We start from the raw sequence: 16394 nt of genomic DNA, 5'->3' as shown, positions 1-16394 counted from the left end.
CTGTGTTCCTGATTCTCCGGCATGGCTAGTATTCGGCATCCTGCAAGGGAGGGGAGTGGCGATGAGAGCACTGAGAGTCTGGCTCGCCCTGGGCCTGCTGCTGGTTGGCGCTGCGGCGCAGGCACAGACGGAGGCCGCCGATGCCGACTGGCGCTACCGCATCCAGCCGGGTGACACGCTGATCACGCTGACCGACAACTGGCTGGCCGCGCCCCGGACGTGGCGCGACCTGCAGAAGCTCAACCGCGTGCCCGATCCGCTGCGGCTGATGCCCGGCTCCACGCTGCGCATGCCCGTGGCCTGGCTGAGGCGGGAAGCCAGCGTCGCCGAGGCCGTGTTCGCGCGCGGCCAGGTCACGCGCCAGCGTGGCAGCGCCAGCGAGGCCCTGGCCGCCGGCGCGACGCTGCAAAGCGGCGACCGCATCAGGACCGGCGCCCAGTCCAGTGCCAGCCTGCGCTTTGCCGATGGCTCGCGCCTGCTGATCCCGGCCGACAGCGACATCACGCTGGAGCAGCTGCTGGTGCTGGGCCGCGGCGCCCTCCCCGCGGTGCGCATCGGCGTGCAGCAAGGCGGGGCGGACAGCCGCGTCACACCCAACGCCCAGCGCGTGCCGCTGTACGAGGTGCGCACGCCACATGTCAATCTGGGCGTGCGCGGCACCGAGTTCCGTGTGCAGACCGCCGGCGCGCAGAGCCGCATGCAGGTGCTGTCGGGCGCCGTGCATGCCGACGGCCTCAGCCCCGATGTCGCGACGGGCCAGGGCCTGCTGGCCGACGGCGCGGCGCGCTCTGTTGCGCCGCTGCTGCCGGCGCCCGACCTCAGTGGCCTGGTGCCGGTGGCGGAGCGCCTGCCCCTGCATCTGGCCTGGGTGGGTGGCCCGACCGGCGCCGTCAGCTGGCGGGCCCAGCTCTACCCGCGCGGTGACTTCGACCAGCTGCTGCTGGACGCCGTCGTCGGCGAGCCGGCCACCAAATGGCCCGAGGCGCGCGAGCTGGCCGACGGCGACTACACCCTGCGCGTGCGCGGTATCGATGCGCGCGGCCAGGAGGGCGCGGCCGCCGACGCCGCCGTGCGCCTGCAGGCCCGGCCCGAGCCGCCCTTCATCCAGGCACCCGTACCCGGTGCCGTCAGCTACGACGGCGGCATGGCCCTGGCCTGGACGCGCAATACCGCCGCGCCGAATGTGCGCCTGCAGATTGCGCGCGACGCCGAGTTCAAGGACCTGGCCCTGCAGCCGGCGGCGCCCATCGATGCCGCCAGCTACGAAGCCAGGCTGCCCGATGGGGTCTACCACTGGCGCGTCGCGTCGGTGGAGGCGGGTGGGCGCTCCGGCCCCTTCAGCGATGCGCAGAGCTTCGAGATCAAGCCGCCGCCGCCCGCGCCGCCGCCCGCCGAGCCCGAGGTCAGCGGCGACCAGCTCAAGCTGCGCTGGCGCGCCGACCCCGGTGTCGCGCGCTATGAGTTGGATTGGTCCAGGACCGAGGCCTTCGAGGGCGCCGACGTGCAGCGCTTCAGCACCGACAAGGCCGAGGTCGACCTGCCCAAGCCCTCGCCCGGCAAATACTTCCTGCGCGCCAGGGCCTTCAATGCCGCCGGCGCGGCCGGCCCCTGGGGGCAGACGCAGATGATCGAACAGCCCTATCCGCGCTGGCTCTGGTTGCTGCCGCTGCTGCTCGTGCCTCTCCTTTGAAAAGCCCGGTTTGAAACGCTGGCCCTGGCTCGCCCTGCCCGCAGCCCTGCTGCTCTGGGCCCTGCTGGGTCTGACCGGCGCCCAGCCGCGCATCGACCGGGCGCTGGGCGACCTGCTGCTGCGCGCCGCGGCGCCGCCGGCGCCTGTGCCCACCAGCGTCATCGTCGACATCGACGACGCCTCGCTGCGCGCCCTGCGCCAGCCCCTGGGCGAGTGGCCGTATTCGCGCGAGATCTATGCGCTGATGCTGGACTACCTCGGCCAGGCCGGCGCCCGCCTCGTCGTCATCGACATCGTCTTCGCCGGGCCGCGCGAGGGCGACGCCCGGCTCGCCGCGACGCTGGGCTCGGGCCCGCCCACGGTGCTGGCCGCGGCGGGCCTGGCGACGCGTCAGCGCGCCGGCGTCGAGCTGGCGCCGGCCAGCGCCGCGGAGCAGCGCGCCCTGGCCCGCCTGGGTGTGGCGCACGCGCCGGGCCTGGACTGGGATGCGCTGACGGCGCCGGCCGACACGCTGCTGGATGCGCTGACCGAGCCGTCCAGCTTGGGGCTGATCTCGGTCGCCCTCGAAGACGACGGCCTGCTGCGCCGTCTGCCGCTGCTGCATCGCGTGCAGGGCCGCAGCCTGCCCAGCCTGGCCTTCGCGGCGCGGCTGCGCGCCGACGGCGCCCTGGCCTGGCGGCGCGAGGCGGGCGAACTCGTGGCCGGCGCGCGGCGCTGGCCGGTGGACGAGGAGGGACAGCTGCGGCTGCGCCTGCCTCTGGAGGGCGGCAAGCCGCCGCGCATCTCCTGGCAGCGCCTGATGCGGGCCGCCCTGGGCGAGGCCGAGGACGGCGAGCTCGCCCAGCTGCTCGCCGGCCGCAGCGTCTTCGTCGGCAGCAGCGCCTTCTTTGCCGACGAGGTCATGACCCCCCAGGGCCGGCTCACCGGCACCGCGCTGAACGCCGCCGTCTTCGAGGCCCTGGGCAGCGAGCCGCTGCCGCTGCTGCGCGAGCGCGGTGCCGCCGTCATGGCCGTGAATGCCCTGCTGCTGGTGCTGGGCGCGCTGCCGCTGTTGCTGCGTCGCCAGGCGCTGGCCGCCGGGCTGGGCATGGCGGCCCTGCTGCTGGCATGCTGGGCCGCCGTGGGCGCCGGCCTGATGCCGACGCCGGCGCCGGGCCTCTATCTGCTGGCCCTGGCCCTGCTGCTGACGGCCGTCGAGCACGAACGCCATGCGCGCCAGCGCGAGCGCGAGCTGACGCGTGAGCGTGAACTGGCCGAGGCGCGCAGCCGCGCCAAGACCGAACTGCTGGCCCAGGTCAGCCACGAGATGCGCACGCCGATGAACGCGGTGCTGGGCTTCTCCGACATCCTGGCCCGCTCGCCGCTGAAGCCCGAGCAGGCCCACTATGTGGAGGTGCTGGGCCACGCCGGCCGCCAGGTCTTCGCCCTCATCAACGACCTGCTGGACAACGCACGCATCGAGAGCGGCCGCCTGGAGCTGGCCGCGCATCCCTTCAACCTCGTCGACCTCGTCGAACTGCAGCTCGAGCTGCTGCGCGAGCGCGCCCAGAGCCAGGGCCTGTGGCTGCGCGTGTTCGCGCGCACCGAGGCGACGGGCTGGGTGCTGGGCGACCAGCAGCGTGTGGCCCAGATCGTCACCAACCTGGTCGGCAATGCCATCAAGTTCACCCGGACCGGCGGCGTGACGGTGGAGCTGTCGCGCGATGACCGGGGCCTAGTGCTGATCTGCGTGCAGGACACCGGCATCGGCATCGCGCCGGACCGGCTGGAGCGCATCTTCCAGCCCTTTGTGCAGGCCGATGCCAGCATCGCGCAGGAGTTCGGCGGCACGGGCCTGGGCCTGGCCATCACGCGCAGCCTGGCACGGCTGATGGGCGGCGACGTCAGCGTGCACAGCCGCCCCGGCCAGGGCAGCCGATTCGAGGCCAGCCTGGACCTGCCCGACGCGAGCCCGCCGCATGCCGACCTGGCTGAGCCGCGCACCGAGCGCATGGCACCGACGCGCCCGCTGGAGTTGCTGCTGGCCGAGGACAACGACGTCAACGTCCTCGTCATCGAGGGCATGCTGCAGCCTCTGGGGCACCGCATCACGCGGGTGCGCGATGGCGAGCAGGCGCTGGCCGCCTTGCGCGAGGGTACGGGCGAGGGCGGCTTCGACCTCGTGCTGATGGACGTGTTGATGCCCGGCACCGATGGCCTGTCGGCGACGCGCCAGTGGCGGGCCATCGAGGCCGCCGAGGCGCGCCCGCGTACACCCATCGTCGCGCTGACCGCAAACGCCTTCGACACCGATGTGCAGCAGTCGCTGGCCGCGGGCTGCGACGCCCATCTGACCAAGCCCATCAGCCTGGCTGAACTGCTGCAGGCCCTGGCCAAGTACGCGCGAGTCTGAGCTGCTGGCGAGGCTGCGCGCCTGTGTTGAAAGTCAGCCCCTAGTTCAGGGTGCTGCGATTGCGCCACAGCCTGACTTCCTGCAGGGGAAGCGGCGTGAAGGGCCACTCACACTTCTTTGCATGAGGGCAACACGCCGCGCCGCGGCGGAGGTCGGGGGCGACCTCTTCACAAGGCCCCAAACGACAGGAGTGAGCTTCCATGCAACACCGCCACACCCGCCTGGCGCTGGCTCTGCTGGCTGCTGGCATTGCCGGCACGGCCGCCGCGCAGAACGCGCCGGCTTCCCAGCAGCAACTCGAGCGCATCACCATCACCGGCTCGTCCATCAAGCGCGTGGAGTCGGAGACGGCCCTGCCCGTCACCGTCATGACGCGTGACCAGATCGAGAAGACCGGCGCCACCAATGTCGAGGACATCCTGCGCCGCATCGGCGCCAACACGGCCATGCAGTCGGACACGACGCAGGGCGCTGGCTATGCCCAGAGCTTTGCCAACCTGCGCGGCCTGGGTCCCAACTCGACGCTGGTGCTGCTGAACGGCCGCCGCCTGGCGAACTTCGCCTTCGGCTCCATCGGCGGCAACTCGTCGGTCGATCTGAACAGCATCCCCTTCGCAGCCATCGACCGCATCGAAGTGCTGCGTGACGGCGCCTCGGCCGTTTATGGCACCGACGCCGTCGGCGGCGTCATCAACTTCATCACCCGCAAGGACTACGACAAGGGCGCCATCACGCTGAAGTACGGCGAGCCCGAGAAGCACATCGGCGGCAAGGAGAAGAGCGCCTCCATCGCCTTCGGCATGGGCGGCCTCAAGACCGACGGCTACAACCTGCTGCTGACCGGCAACGTCAAGAAGCAAACCAAGGTCAGCGCCCTCGACCAGAAGTGGTATCTGCGCGGCATCGAGGAGATCCCGGGCTCCGATCCCCCGACCTCCGGCCGCTCCTTCCCGGGCCGCCTTGTCGACTTCAACATCACGCCGGGCGCCTATGCCAATGCGGGCGCCAATTTCAGCCCCTGCGACCCCAACTTCAACACCATCCAGACGCTGGCCGCGACGACGCCCAACGGCACGCCGATCAAGCGCTGCCGCTTCATCTACCCGGCCATGCAGGAAAACCTGCCCGACACGGACAAGGCCGACGCCTTCGGCCGCTTCACGCTGGACACGGGCGGCGACTCGCAGGTCTTCCTTGAGGCCAGCTATGCGCGCAGCAAGGGCATCGGCCGCACCGCCGCCGTGCCCATCGACTCGACGGCGGGTCATGTGAAGGCCGACGGCACCTACCCGTCCTTCGCCTTCCCGATCTCGAGCAAGTACTTCCCCCGCGATCTGCTGCTGAGCCTGGGCTATACGCCGGCCGATTTCGACACCCTGGGCGGCGGCTTCACCGAGATCGCGATGCGCTCGGTGCCGGTCGGCCCACGCACCAACAACACCCTCAACGAGCAGACCCGTGTCGTGGTGGGCGCCACCGGCATGTTGCAGGGCTGGGACTACGACGCCGGCCTCGCGGTGTCGCAGGCCAAGGGCTCGCTGGACTACTACAACTATCTGCACGAAGGCCGTTTCCTCACCGAGCTGGCCTCGGGCGTCATCAACCCCTTCGGCCCGCAGGACGAGGCCGGCCTGGCCGCCCTGAACCGCGCCCGCATGGAAGGGCCGATGCGCCGCTCCAAGAGCACGACCTATGCGCTCGACGCCAAGGCCAGCAAGGAGCTGATGAGCATGGCGGGCGGCCCCATGATGCTGGCCGTCGGCACCGACCTGCGCAAGGAAAAGGCCGACGACCACGCCGTCAATCCGGACTACGAGCTGGGCCTGCACATCGGCGGCGAAGGCACCGTGCCCAAGACGGTGGCCTCGCGCACCATCTATGCCCTGTTCAGCGAGCTTTCCATGCCCTTCGCCAAGGGCTGGGAGGCGACCGTCAAGGCGCGCTACGACCATTACAGCGACTTCGGCAGCACCTTCAACCCGGGTGTGACGCTGCGCTTCCAGCCCAGCAAGCAAGTGCTGCTGCGGGCCAGCGCCGGCACGGGCTTTCGCGCGCCGACGCTGTGGGACGTGAACAGCCCGACGGCCTTCACCAACACCGCCAACTCCCTGGTCGACCCCAACTGCCCGGCCGGCCACGCCAATGACCCGCGCTGCGAGACGCAGTTCAATGTGCGCCTGTCCAGCGATACGTCGCTCAAGCCCGAGAAGTCGCGCCAGTATTCGGTGGGCGCGGTGTTCGAGCCGGTGCGTGACCTGTCCATCGCGCTGGACTACTGGCATATCCAGAAGAAGGACCAGATCGGCACCATCGGCGGCGACGCCATCATGTCCGACCCGACCCTCTACCAGCGCTACAACGCCCGCATCCATCGCCTGACCAGTGGCTTCATCAGCTATATCGAGACCCCGGTCGAGAACCTTGGCGACCTGAAGACCAACGGCATCGACGTGGACGTGAAGGCCAGCTGGCCGCTGGGCGAGATGGGCCGGCTGGGCGCCAGCTTCACCGGCAGCTACATCAATGCCTGGAAGCAGCAGAACGGCAAGGGCACGCCCTTCGTGTCCTATGAGGGTACGGCCGGCGACGGCGCCGGCGTGCAGCCGGTGCCCAAGTGGCAGCACACCTTCGGGCTGGACTGGAACCTGGGCAACTGGAACGTCACGCTGGAGAACGTCTTCATCAAGGGCTGGACGGAATCCGCCGGCCTGGTGGAAGCCAACGTCGGCCCGTCCGTCGAGCACAAGGTCAAGGACAGCAGCCGCTGGAACATGGCCGTCGGCTGGAAGCCCATCCCGACCCTGGCCCTGCGTGTCGGCGCGCGCAACCTGCTGGACCAGGATCCGCCCTTCACCGCGGTGTCCAGCTATGGCTCGCATGTGACCGGTTATGCCGGCTCCTTCGTCGACCCGCGCGGCCGCTTCTGGTACATGACGGCGAGCTATCAGTTCAAGTGAAATGACCCGCGCCCGAGGGCGCGCCGGCAAGGGGCTCTGCGGAGCCCCTTTTTTCTTTTTGAAGTAGTCCCGGCCGGGGAGTTGCCGCTATCGTCACGCCGCATGAGTCAGCCTGCGCCCCGCGATTTCGATACCGCCTTCCTGGCCGGCGGTGGCGAGCTCGGTGCGCTGATGCGGGCCCACGACTGGGCGGCCACGCCGCTGGGTGAGCCAACCGGCTGGCCGCGCAGCCTGAAGACCGCCGTGCGCATCATGCTGACCTCGCGCCAGCCGATCTGGATCGGTTGGGGGCCGCAGCTCATCAAGCTCTACAACGACCCCTACAAGTCCATCATCGGCGGCAAGCACCCCTGGGCGCTGGGCCAGCCCGCCTCGACGGTCTGGCGCGAGATCTGGCCGGAGATCGGTCCGCTGTTGAGCAGTGCCATGAGCGGCGACGGCAATTTCCAGGAAAGCCAGCAGCTCATCATGGAGCGCAACGGCTATCCCGAAGAGACCTACTACACCTATTCCTACAGCCCCATCCCGGGCGACGACGGCCAGCCGGCGGGCATCATCTGCGCCAACTCGGACGAGACGCAACGCGTCATCGGCGAGCGCCAGCTGGCCCTGCTGCATGAGCTGGCCGCGCGGTCGGCCGATGCCCGCACCGTCGTCGATGCGGTCTATCGCTGCACGCGGGCGCTGGAGACCAACCGGCTGGACATGCCCTTCGCCCTCGTGCTGCTGCGCGGCCACGGCGAGGCGGCCTTCGAACTGGCCGGCTGGGCGGGCGGTGACGGGGACTGGGTCGGGGCCGCGCCGGGCCTGTCGTGGCCGGCCGGCGAAGTGCTGGCCCTGCAGCAGCCCCGCATCGTCGAGCTGCCGCGGGGCGACATCGCCTGGCCCTGCGGCGACTGGAAGGAAGCGGCGCGTCAGGCCATGGTGCTGCCGATACGGCCCTCGGGCGATACCGGTCGTGAGGGCGTGCTCGTCGTCGGCCTCAATCCCTATCGGCTGCCCGAGGGGCGCTACACCGACTTCCTGCGCCTCGTCGCACAACAGCTGTCGGCCGCCATCGGCAATGCCGAGGCCTATGAATCCCAGCAGCAAAGGGCCGAAGAACTGGCGCGGCTGGACCGGGCCAAGACCCAGTTCTTCTCCAACATCAGCCACGAGTTCCGCACGCCGCTGACGCTGATGATGGGGCCGCTGCGCGACGCCCTCGCACATCTGCAGCTGCCGCCTTCGGCGCGCGGCCGGCTGCAGATGGTGGAACGCAACGCGCTGCGCCTGTCCAAGCTGGTGAATGCGCTGCTGGAGTTCTCGCGCATCGAGGCCGGCCGGGCGACCTCGGTGTTCCGGCCCACCGACCTGGCGGCCCTGACCGGCGAGCTGGCCAGCAGCTTCCGCTCGGCCATGGAGGCGGCCGGCCTGGCCTTTCGCGTCGCCTGCCCGGCGCTGCCGGCGCCGGTCTATGTGGACCGCGATCATTGGGAACGCATCCTGCTGAACCTGCTGTCCAACGCGTTGAAATACACGCTGCAGGGCGAGGTCAGCGTGCGCGTGGGATCAGAGGAGGGTTGGGCGATCGTCGAGGTCGAGGACAGCGGCATCGGCGTCGCGCCGCAAGAACTGCCGCGGCTGTTCGAGCGCTTCCATCGTGTCGAGAACGTGCAGGCCCGCACCCATGAGGGCAGCGGCATCGGCCTGGCCCTGGTGCATGAACTGATGCGCCTGCACCAGGGCCGCATCGAGGTGAGCAGCCAGCTCGGCCGCGGCACGCGCTTCACGCTGCGCCTGCCCCTGGGCCACGCCCATCTGCCGCCCGAGCATGTCAGGCATGAGCCGGCCGAGATCCTGGGGGGCGGCCAGGCTATGTCCTATGTGCAGGAAGCCCTGCGTTGGCTGCCCGAGGAAGTGGTGCCCGAGGCCATGCCCAGCACGGCCGCCATGACCGATATCGGCGATCGCTATCGCGCGACGCTGGGCTCCCGCATCGTCATCGCCGATGACAACGCCGACATGCGGCAATACCTGCGCAGCCTGCTGGCACCGTATTTCCGTGTCGAGGAGGCGGCCGACGGCGAAGAGGCGCTGGCTGCCGTGCGCCGCGAGCGCCCGGCCCTGCTGCTGTCCGACGTCATGATGCCCAGGCTGGACGGCTTTGGCGTGTTGGCGGCCCTGCGCGCCGACGATGCGCTGCACACCCTGCCCGTCATCCTGTTGTCGGCCCGTGCCGGCGAGGAGGCGCGCATCGAGGGCCTGGGCGCGGGTGCCGATGACTACCTCATCAAGCCTTTCACGGCGCGCGAGCTGCTGGCACGCGTGTCGGCCCTCATCGAGCTGGACCTGGCGCGCCGCTCCGGCGAGCAGCAATTGCGCCTCTTCCTGGCCCATGCGCGCATGTTCACGTGGGAGATCGAATTGCCCGCGCGCCGCCTCACCGTGTCGGAGAACGCCGTCGACGTGCTGGGCGCCTCGCTGCGCAATCTCGATGAGGGCTTCGCCCTCGTCCATCCCGACGACGTCGACGAGATCCGCGCCAGCATCGAAGCCGCGGCGCGCGATGGCGGCGGCTTCACGCTGGAGCAGCGCATCGTGCGCCCCGACAATGGCGAGGTGCGCTGGCTGGAGACACGGGCCCAGGCGATGTGCAACGAAGCCGGCGAGGCCGTGCGGCTGAGCGGCATCTCCTTCGACATGACGGAGCGCAAGCGCATGGAGGAGACTCTGCGCGAATCGGATCGTCGCAAGGACGAGTTCCTGGCCATGCTGGCCCACGAGCTGCGCAACCCGCTGGCACCCATCCGCAACGCGGCCGAGCTGATGCTGCGCACGACCCAGCCCGGCGCGCCACAGCGCCGCGCGGTGGAGATCATCGACCGCCAGGTGCAGCAGATGACGCGCATGGTGGACGACCTGCTGGACGTGTCGCGCGTCACCCATGGCCGCATCGAGATCGAGCGTGAGCCCGTCGGGCTGCGCGGCGTCATCGCCGCGGCGGTCGAGGCCGTCGGGCCGGCGATGCTGGAGCGCCGCCACCGGTTGCAGGTCGTGTCCGACCTGCCGCTCACCGTACGCGGCGACGCGGCGCGGTTGCAGCAATGCCTGGTCAATCTGCTGTCCAACGCGGCCAAGTACACCGACCCGGGCGGCGAGATCCGCCTGGAGCTCGCGCGCGAGGGCGACGAAGCGGTGATGCGCGTGCAGGACAGCGGCGTCGGCATCGCGGCGGACATGCTGCCCGCCGTCTTCGACCTCTTCGTGCAGAGCGCGCGCACGCTGGACCGTGCCGAGGGCGGCCTGGGCATCGGGCTGTCGGTGGTGCGCCGCCTTGTCGAGATGCATGGCGGCCGCGTCGCCGCCCGCAGCGCCGGCGTCGGCCAGGGTGCGACCTTCGAGATGCGCCTGCCGCTGCTGCTGCAGCCACCCGTTGCCGCGCCGCTGCCCGCCGATTTGCCCGAGACGCCGCGGCGCGTGCTGCTGATTGACGACAACGAGGACGCCGCCGAATCCCTGGCCATGATGCTGCGCGCCGACGGCCACGAGGTGCGCACCGGCTTCGGTCCCCAGGACGCCCTGACCTTGGCGGCGGCCTGGCGGCCTGACGTCGTGCTGCTGGACATCGGCCTGCCGGGCATGGACGGCTATGAGGTGGCCCGCCGGCTGCGCGCCGCGCCGGCAGGGGCGCCGCTGCGCCTGGTGGCGCTGACCGGCTATGGCCAACCCGAGGACATCCAGCGTTCGGCCGAGGCCGGCTTCGACGGCCATCTCGTCAAGCCCGTCGGGCTGGACGCCCTGGCCAAGGCCCTGCGCCCCTAAGGCCGCAATGCCTGAGTGATGTACTGGGCGACTCCTTCTGGCTAGAGTCGCCGGCGGCTCATCTCACCCCCCGGAGGAATCCCATGATCAACCTGACCGTCAACGGTCGTGCCGTCGCGCTCGACGCCGATCCCGACATGCCCCTGCTGTGGGCGGTGCGAGAGGAGCTGCAGCTCACGGGCAGCAAGTTCGGTTGCGGCGCGGCTCAATGCGGCGCCTGCACCATGCATGTGGCCGGCACGCCGGTGCGCGCCTGTCTGACGCCGATCTCCTCGGTGACGGGCCCGGTCACCACCATCGAAGGCATCGCCAGCGACAAGATCGGCCAGGCCGTGCAGGCCGCCTGGGTGGCGCATGACGTGGCCCAGTGCGGCTACTGCCAGAGCGGCCAGGTGATGAGCGCCGTGGCCCTGCTCAAGGGCAACAAGAAGCCCACCGACGCCCAGATCGACGAGGCCATGGCCGGCAATCTCTGCCGCTGCGGCACCTACACCCGCATCCGCGCCGCCATCCATGCGGCCGCGGCTCAATTGGCTTGAGGAGAACGGCATGCTCAATCCTCGTCGCATCGACCAGGTCCTCACCGGTGGGCTGTCCCGCCGCAGCTTCGTCACCACCACCATCGGTGGTGCCGTCGGCCTGGCCTTGTTGCCGGGCGTCGCCTCGGCCCAGGCGCCCAAGCCCGGCTCCAAGCCGACCGAGCAGCCGCTGGCCTTCGTCACCATCGCCAAGGACGGCACCACCACCATCCTGTGCAACCGCATGGACATGGGCCAGGGCATCGAGACCGGCCTGGCCATGATCTGCGCCGAGGAACTGGACGCTGACTGGAGCAAGGTGCGCACCGGCTTCGGCGACCAGAAGGCCGCCTATGTGGACCCGCTGTTCGGTATCCACCTGACCGGCGGCTCCAACTCGGTCAAGAACAGCTACCAGCAGTACCGCGAGCTGGGCGCCCGCACCAAGGCCATGCTGCTCGCCGCAGCAAGCGAGAGCTGGGGCGTGCCGGCCGCGTCGCTGAAGGCCGAGAACGGCGTCATCTCGGGGGGCGGCAAGAGCGCCGGCTATGGCGAGTTCTTCGACGCCGCCATGAAGGGCACGGTACCCGAGGCCGTCACGCTGAAGGACCCCAAGACCTTCAAGCTCATCGGCCAGCCGACCGGCCTGGTCGTCAGCAAGGCCAAGAGCACCGGCACCCAGGCCTATGGCATGGACGTGCAGCTGCCCGGCATGGCCGTGGCCGTCATCCAGCGCCCGCCGGTCTTCAACGGCAAGATCGCCAAGCTCGATTCGGCCGGGGCCCTCAAGGTCAAGGGCGTCAAGGCGGTGCTGCCGGTGACGCTGGACCGCGGCGGCCAGGGCGTGGCCGTGGTGGCCAGTGGCTACTGGGCGGCCAAGAAGGGCCGTGACGCGCTGAAGGTCGACTGGGACCTGGCCGGCACGCCCAAGCCCGACACCGCGGCCCTGACCCAGCAATACCTGGCCCTGGCCAAGACGGCCGGCACGCCGGCGCCCAAGCCCGAGTTCCAGGCCGACGCCAGCGCCTGGGCCAAGGCGCCGAAGAAGATCACGGCCGACTTCGTCTTCCCCTACCTCAACCATGCCCAGATGGAGCCGCTGGCCTGCACGGTGGACCTGAAGGCGGACCGCTGCGACTTCTATTACGCGGCCCAGATGCCCGGCATCGACGCGATGAACCTGGCCAAGACCGTGGGACTCAAGCCCGAGCAGGTGCAGATCCATGTGCAGATGGCCGGCGGCGGCTTCGGCCGGCGCGCCACGCCCGCGACCGAATGGCCGCGCGAGGCGGCAGCCGTGGCGGTGGCCCTGGCCCAGGCGGGCAAGCCCATGCCGGTCAAGGTGATCTGGAGCCGCGAGGACGATCTGAAGTCCGGCTACTACCGGCCCATGACCGTGCACCGCGCGGAGATCGGGTTTGATGCGACCGGCAAGATCGCGGGCTGGCAGCATCGCATCGTCAGCCAGAGCATCCTGAAGGGCTCGCCGCTGGAGGGCTTCGGCTACCAGAAGGGCGTGGACGGCACGACGACCGAAGGCATGCGCGAGCCCTACGAGATCCCGATGAACCTCAGCGTGCACCACCCCGAGGTCAATGTGCCGGTGCTGTGGTGGCGCTCGGTGGGTTCCACGCACACGGCTTATGTGATGGAGACCCTGGTCGACGAGATCGCGTTTGCCACCAAGCAGGACCCGGTGGCCTACCGGCTCAAGTTGATGGAAGGCAATGCCAAGGCTGACCGACATCGCGCGGCCCTGCAGGCCGCCGTCGACAAGAGCGGTTATGGCAAGCGCAAGCTCAAACCCGGCCAGGCCTGGGGCGTGGCCGTGCACGAGAGCTTCGAGTCCGTCGTCGCCTATGTCGTCGTCGCCAGCATGAAGGGTAGCGCCAAGGCCCGCCAGCCGGTGCTGCAGGAAGTCCATGCCGGCGTGCACTGCAATCTCTGCGTCAACCCCAAGGCCGTCGAGACGCAAGTGCAGGGCGCGGCCATCATGGCCCTGGCGACGACGATGCCGACGCATCGCGTCACCTTCAAGGACGGCGTCGTCGAGCAGAACAACTTCTACGACATGGCCATGCCGCGCATGCCCGATGCGCCCAAGCTGATGACGGTCAGCATCGTGCCCAGCAACGACCCGCCCAAGGGCATGGGCGAACCCGGCCTGCCGGCCCTGGCGCCGGCCCTGGCCAATGCGGTGGCGCGGCTGACCGGCCAGCGCCAGCGCGAGCTGCCATTCCGCTTCGCCTGAGATCGCTCAGGCATGAAAAAAGCGGGCCCTCGGGCCCGCTTTGTCTTGGTGAAGCGCGTCGCTCAGCGCTTGCTGCTGCGGCGGCGCACGCCGGCTGCGGCCAGCAGGGCCGTCAGGGCCAGGCCGGCGCTCATGGGTTCCGGCACCTGGTTGGGCAGGGCGCGGGCGATGGGGTCGGCATTGGGCATGGGGTCGCCCAGGCGGCCGCCGGCGCCGCAATAGGCGGCAAACGGGCTGCCGGGCGATGCATTGCCGGCCTCGCCTTCGGTGTTGACGCCGTTGTAGAGCACGCCGGTGCAGGTTGCGGCCGACGTCAGGTTGCCAGAGGAGGTGGACTCCATCACATAGGAGATGGAGTGTTCCTGTCCCGGCGGCAGCGAACTCAGCGAGACGGTGAAGCCGCCGCCGTTGATGCCATAGCTGAAGTAGCCGCTGCCGGAGGTGCTGGTGCCGGTCACGGCGAGCAGGCCGGTGCTGGCATGGTTGGCGGTGATGGCGCCGCCCGTACCGACCTCGGCGCTCCAGAGCTCGTCCATGTAGACGGTGCCGTCGATGGTCAGCTTGATGGTCAGCAGGGCCTTCTGGAACTCGCCGGCGATGAAGGCCGAGCTGCCGAAGGCGCCGATCTCGCCGGGGTTGATGAAGAAGGAGAAATCGGTGGCGTCGCTGCCGCCGAAGCTGCCGAAGATGGACGCGGTGCTCCTGGCGTAATAGGTGGCCTCGCCCGAAGTGCGGGCGCCGAAGTTGGAGGCGCTGTCGTCGCAGGAGTAGGCGCGCACGGCGATGTTGTTGTCACCCGAGCCGGTCACGTCGCCGGCATCCTGGCCGAACACATTGCCGCAGCTGCTGACGGGGGCGGAGGTGCCGCCCGGCGGCAGCGAGCTGCCGACGTTGTAGGAACTGGAGGCCGTGTAGGTCAGGCCTGCCCAGGCCGGGGCGGTCAGGGCCGTCAATGCGGCGGTCAGGCAGAGTTTCTTGAAATTGGACACGACAGGCTCCTTGGCGCAATTCGCAGGATGCTAGGGGCAGCGCTAACCTTGTGTGTCCCCGGCTTCGGTCTCCAACCCCCTCAAATAGGGGTGTTGGCGGGCGCGGGTGTGTAACCTGCCGCAATCAGCGCCGCCACGAGAGCCTCGCGGGGCAGGGCGCTGACGACCTGGGCGGTCCTGGCCTCGCGGTCGATGTCGATGCGGGCCTGGGCGTCGACGGCCTTGAGGGCCTCGGTGATGGCGGCGACGCAATGGCCGCAGTTCATGTCGGGCAGGGTGAAGCTGTGCATGCTGGCATCATGCCCTGTATCCATTCCTAGCCTCAGGCTCGCGGTACCGCCATGCACATCATTGCCCTCAGCGGCGCGCTGCGCCGCGCCTCCTACAACACCGCCCTGCTGCGCGCGGCCATCGCGATGGCGCCCGAGGGCGTCACGATCGAGCTGCGCACCCTGCACGGCATTCCCCTGTATGACGGCGACGTCGAGGCCGAGGGCATCCCGGCGGCGGTGACGACATTGCGCGAGGAGATCCGCGCCGCCGATGCGCTGCTGATCAGCACGCCCGAATACAACCACTCCATTCCCGGCGTGTTGAAGAACGGCCTGGACTGGCTGTCGCGCCCCAGTGGTGAAGGCAGCAAGCTGTTCGGCGGCAAGCCGACCGGCGTGATCGGCGCGTCGCCTGGGGGCTTCGGCACGGTGCGGTCGCAGGGCGCGTTGTTGCCCGTGCTGCACGCCTTCGGCAGCGACCTCTGGATGGCCGGCGAGTTGCTGGTCTCCCGGGCGGGATCGGTCTTCGACGCCGACGGCAAGCTCGTCGACGACAAAGTCCGCGAGCAGCTGCAGCGCTTCGTGCACGGCTTTGTCGATTTCGTGCGCAAGAGGCAGTCATGAGCCTGCACATCGAGCGCATCACCAGCCATATCGGCGATGTGGGCGGCATTCCCATCCAGCGCGCCCTGCCCAGCAAGGCCCGCCGCATCATCGGCGCCTGGTGCTTCGCCGACCACGCCGGCCCTGCCACGCTGCCGCCCGAGCGGCGCATGAATGTCGGCCCGCATCCTCACACCGGGCTGTCGACCTTCAGCTGGATGATCGAAGGCGAGATCCTGCACCGCGACAGCCTGGGCTCGGAGCAGGTGCTGCGTCCGGGCCAGGTCAATCTGATGACGGCGGGGCGGGGCATCTCGCACAGCGAGGAGTCGCTGAGCGATCGCATCCATCTGGCCCAGCTGTGGATCGCGCTGCCGGATGCTGAGCGCGAGCGCGCGCCGACCTTCCAGCATTTCGCCGAACTGCCGCGCTGCTCGATCGGCGGCTTTGATGGGACTCTGCTGGTCGGCGAGCTCGATGGCCTGCGCTCGCCGGTGCCCAGCTTCACGCCGCTGCTGGGCGTGGACCTCGTCGCCGACGGTCCGGCCGATGCGGTGCTGAAGCTGGATGCCGGCTTCGAGCATGGCCTGATGCTGCTGGAGGGCGAGATCGAGGCCGCGCCGGCCGGCCATGAGGCGGTCGAGACGATAGCGCCCGGCACCCTGCTCTATATCGGCCCCGGCTGCGAGTCCGTCGAACTGCGCTGCTCGGCCGCGTCGCGCCTGCTGCTGCTGGGCGGCGAACCTTGGGGCCAGCCGCCGCTGCTGTGGTGGAACTTCGTCGGCCGCGAACCGGCCGAGATGCAGGACTGGGCGATGGACTGGGCACGCGAGGATGGCGGGCGCTTTGGCGTCGTCCAGGGCTACAACGGCCCGCGCATCGCGGTGCCGCCGGTGCCGGCGCTGAGGAAGCCCTGAA

Annotated in this window: 10 protein-coding genes; 8 read left to right on the top strand and 2 right to left on the bottom strand. The window is 69.9% G+C overall.

Annotated elements, in window-relative coordinates:
* The first annotated feature begins 61 nt into the window (after positions 1-61).
* From J2X20_RS13170 to J2X20_RS13145, 6 genes are all read left to right on the top strand, one after another.
* Positions 62-1690: a FecR domain-containing protein gene (locus J2X20_RS13170; protein WP_310265429.1), complete on the top strand. Its 1629-nt coding sequence runs from the start codon at positions 62-64 to the stop codon at positions 1688-1690.
* A gap of 10 nt (positions 1691-1700) precedes the next feature.
* Complete coding sequence (locus J2X20_RS13165) at positions 1701-4082, top strand: hybrid sensor histidine kinase/response regulator (RefSeq protein WP_310265426.1); 2382 nt, start codon at positions 1701-1703, stop codon at positions 4080-4082.
* A 200-nt stretch (positions 4083-4282) separates the two neighbouring features.
* On the top strand, positions 4283-7039 hold the full coding sequence (locus J2X20_RS13160; protein ID WP_310265423.1) for a TonB-dependent receptor plug domain-containing protein: 2757 nt from the start codon (positions 4283-4285) through the stop codon (positions 7037-7039).
* 102 nt (positions 7040-7141) lie between these two features.
* On the top strand, positions 7142-10843 hold the full coding sequence (locus J2X20_RS13155) for an ATP-binding protein (protein WP_310265420.1): 3702 nt from the start codon (positions 7142-7144) through the stop codon (positions 10841-10843).
* Between the two features lie 83 nt (positions 10844-10926).
* A complete protein-coding gene (locus J2X20_RS13150; RefSeq protein ID WP_310265418.1) occupies positions 10927-11382 on the top strand; it encodes a (2Fe-2S)-binding protein in 456 nt (151 codons plus the stop codon).
* Positions 11383-11392: 10 nt separating this feature from the next.
* Positions 11393-13612 carry a xanthine dehydrogenase family protein molybdopterin-binding subunit gene (locus tag J2X20_RS13145; RefSeq protein ID WP_310265415.1) on the top strand — a complete coding sequence of 740 codons (2220 nt, stop codon included), beginning with the start codon at positions 11393-11395 and terminating at the stop codon, positions 13610-13612.
* Positions 13613-13674: 62 nt separating this feature from the next.
* On the opposite strand, the gene J2X20_RS13140 is transcribed toward J2X20_RS13145, so the two are convergent.
* Together J2X20_RS13140 and J2X20_RS13135 are read right to left on the bottom strand one after the other, a co-directional pair.
* The gene (locus tag J2X20_RS13140; protein WP_310265413.1) at positions 13675-14601 is read right to left on the bottom strand and encodes a hypothetical protein; all 927 of its coding nucleotides are present in this window, start codon (positions 14599-14601) and stop codon (positions 13675-13677) included.
* Between the two features lie 80 nt (positions 14602-14681).
* On the bottom strand, positions 14682-14891 hold the full coding sequence (locus J2X20_RS13135) for a heavy-metal-associated domain-containing protein (RefSeq protein ID WP_310265410.1): 210 nt from the start codon (positions 14889-14891) through the stop codon (positions 14682-14684).
* Between the two features lie 51 nt (positions 14892-14942).
* Between J2X20_RS13135 and J2X20_RS13130 the strand changes: the two genes are divergently transcribed.
* Together J2X20_RS13130 and J2X20_RS13125 are read left to right on the top strand one after the other, a co-directional pair.
* The gene (locus J2X20_RS13130; RefSeq protein WP_310265407.1) at positions 14943-15497 is read left to right on the top strand and encodes an NADPH-dependent FMN reductase; all 555 of its coding nucleotides are present in this window, start codon (positions 14943-14945) and stop codon (positions 15495-15497) included.
* Positions 15494-16393, top strand: a complete 900-nt coding sequence (locus J2X20_RS13125; RefSeq protein ID WP_310265404.1) for a pirin family protein — start codon at positions 15494-15496, stop codon at positions 16391-16393. The genes J2X20_RS13130 and J2X20_RS13125 overlap by 4 nt, the downstream gene beginning before the upstream one ends.
* Position 16394 lies beyond the last annotated feature (1 nt).

It is taken from the genome of Roseateles saccharophilus (assembly GCF_031458095.1).
GTDB classification, from domain to species: domain Bacteria; phylum Pseudomonadota; class Gammaproteobacteria; order Burkholderiales; family Burkholderiaceae_C; genus Pelomonas; species Pelomonas saccharophila_A.
This window is presented reverse-complemented; position numbering and strand designations above follow the sequence as displayed.

Excerpts from the sequence above, each read along its gene's own strand:
- J2X20_RS13130 (WP_310265407.1), top strand. The coding sequence starts at position 14,943 with ATGCACATCATTGCCCTCAGCGGCGCGCTGCGCCGCGCCTCCTACAAC.
- J2X20_RS13155 (WP_310265420.1), top strand. The coding sequence starts at position 7,142 with ATGAGTCAGCCTGCGCCCCGCGATTTCGATACCGCCTTCCTGGCCGGC.
- J2X20_RS13160 (WP_310265423.1), top strand. The coding sequence starts at position 4,283 with ATGCAACACCGCCACACCCGCCTGGCGCTGGCTCTGCTGGCTGCTGGC.
- J2X20_RS13145 (WP_310265415.1), top strand. The coding sequence starts at position 11,393 with ATGCTCAATCCTCGTCGCATCGACCAGGTCCTCACCGGTGGGCTGTCC.
- J2X20_RS13125 (WP_310265404.1), top strand. The coding sequence starts at position 15,494 with ATGAGCCTGCACATCGAGCGCATCACCAGCCATATCGGCGATGTGGGC.
- J2X20_RS13135 (WP_310265410.1), bottom strand. The coding sequence starts at position 14,891 with ATGCACAGCTTCACCCTGCCCGACATGAACTGCGGCCATTGCGTCGCC.
- J2X20_RS13150 (WP_310265418.1), top strand. The coding sequence starts at position 10,927 with ATGATCAACCTGACCGTCAACGGTCGTGCCGTCGCGCTCGACGCCGAT.
- J2X20_RS13170 (WP_310265429.1), top strand. The coding sequence starts at position 62 with ATGAGAGCACTGAGAGTCTGGCTCGCCCTGGGCCTGCTGCTGGTTGGC.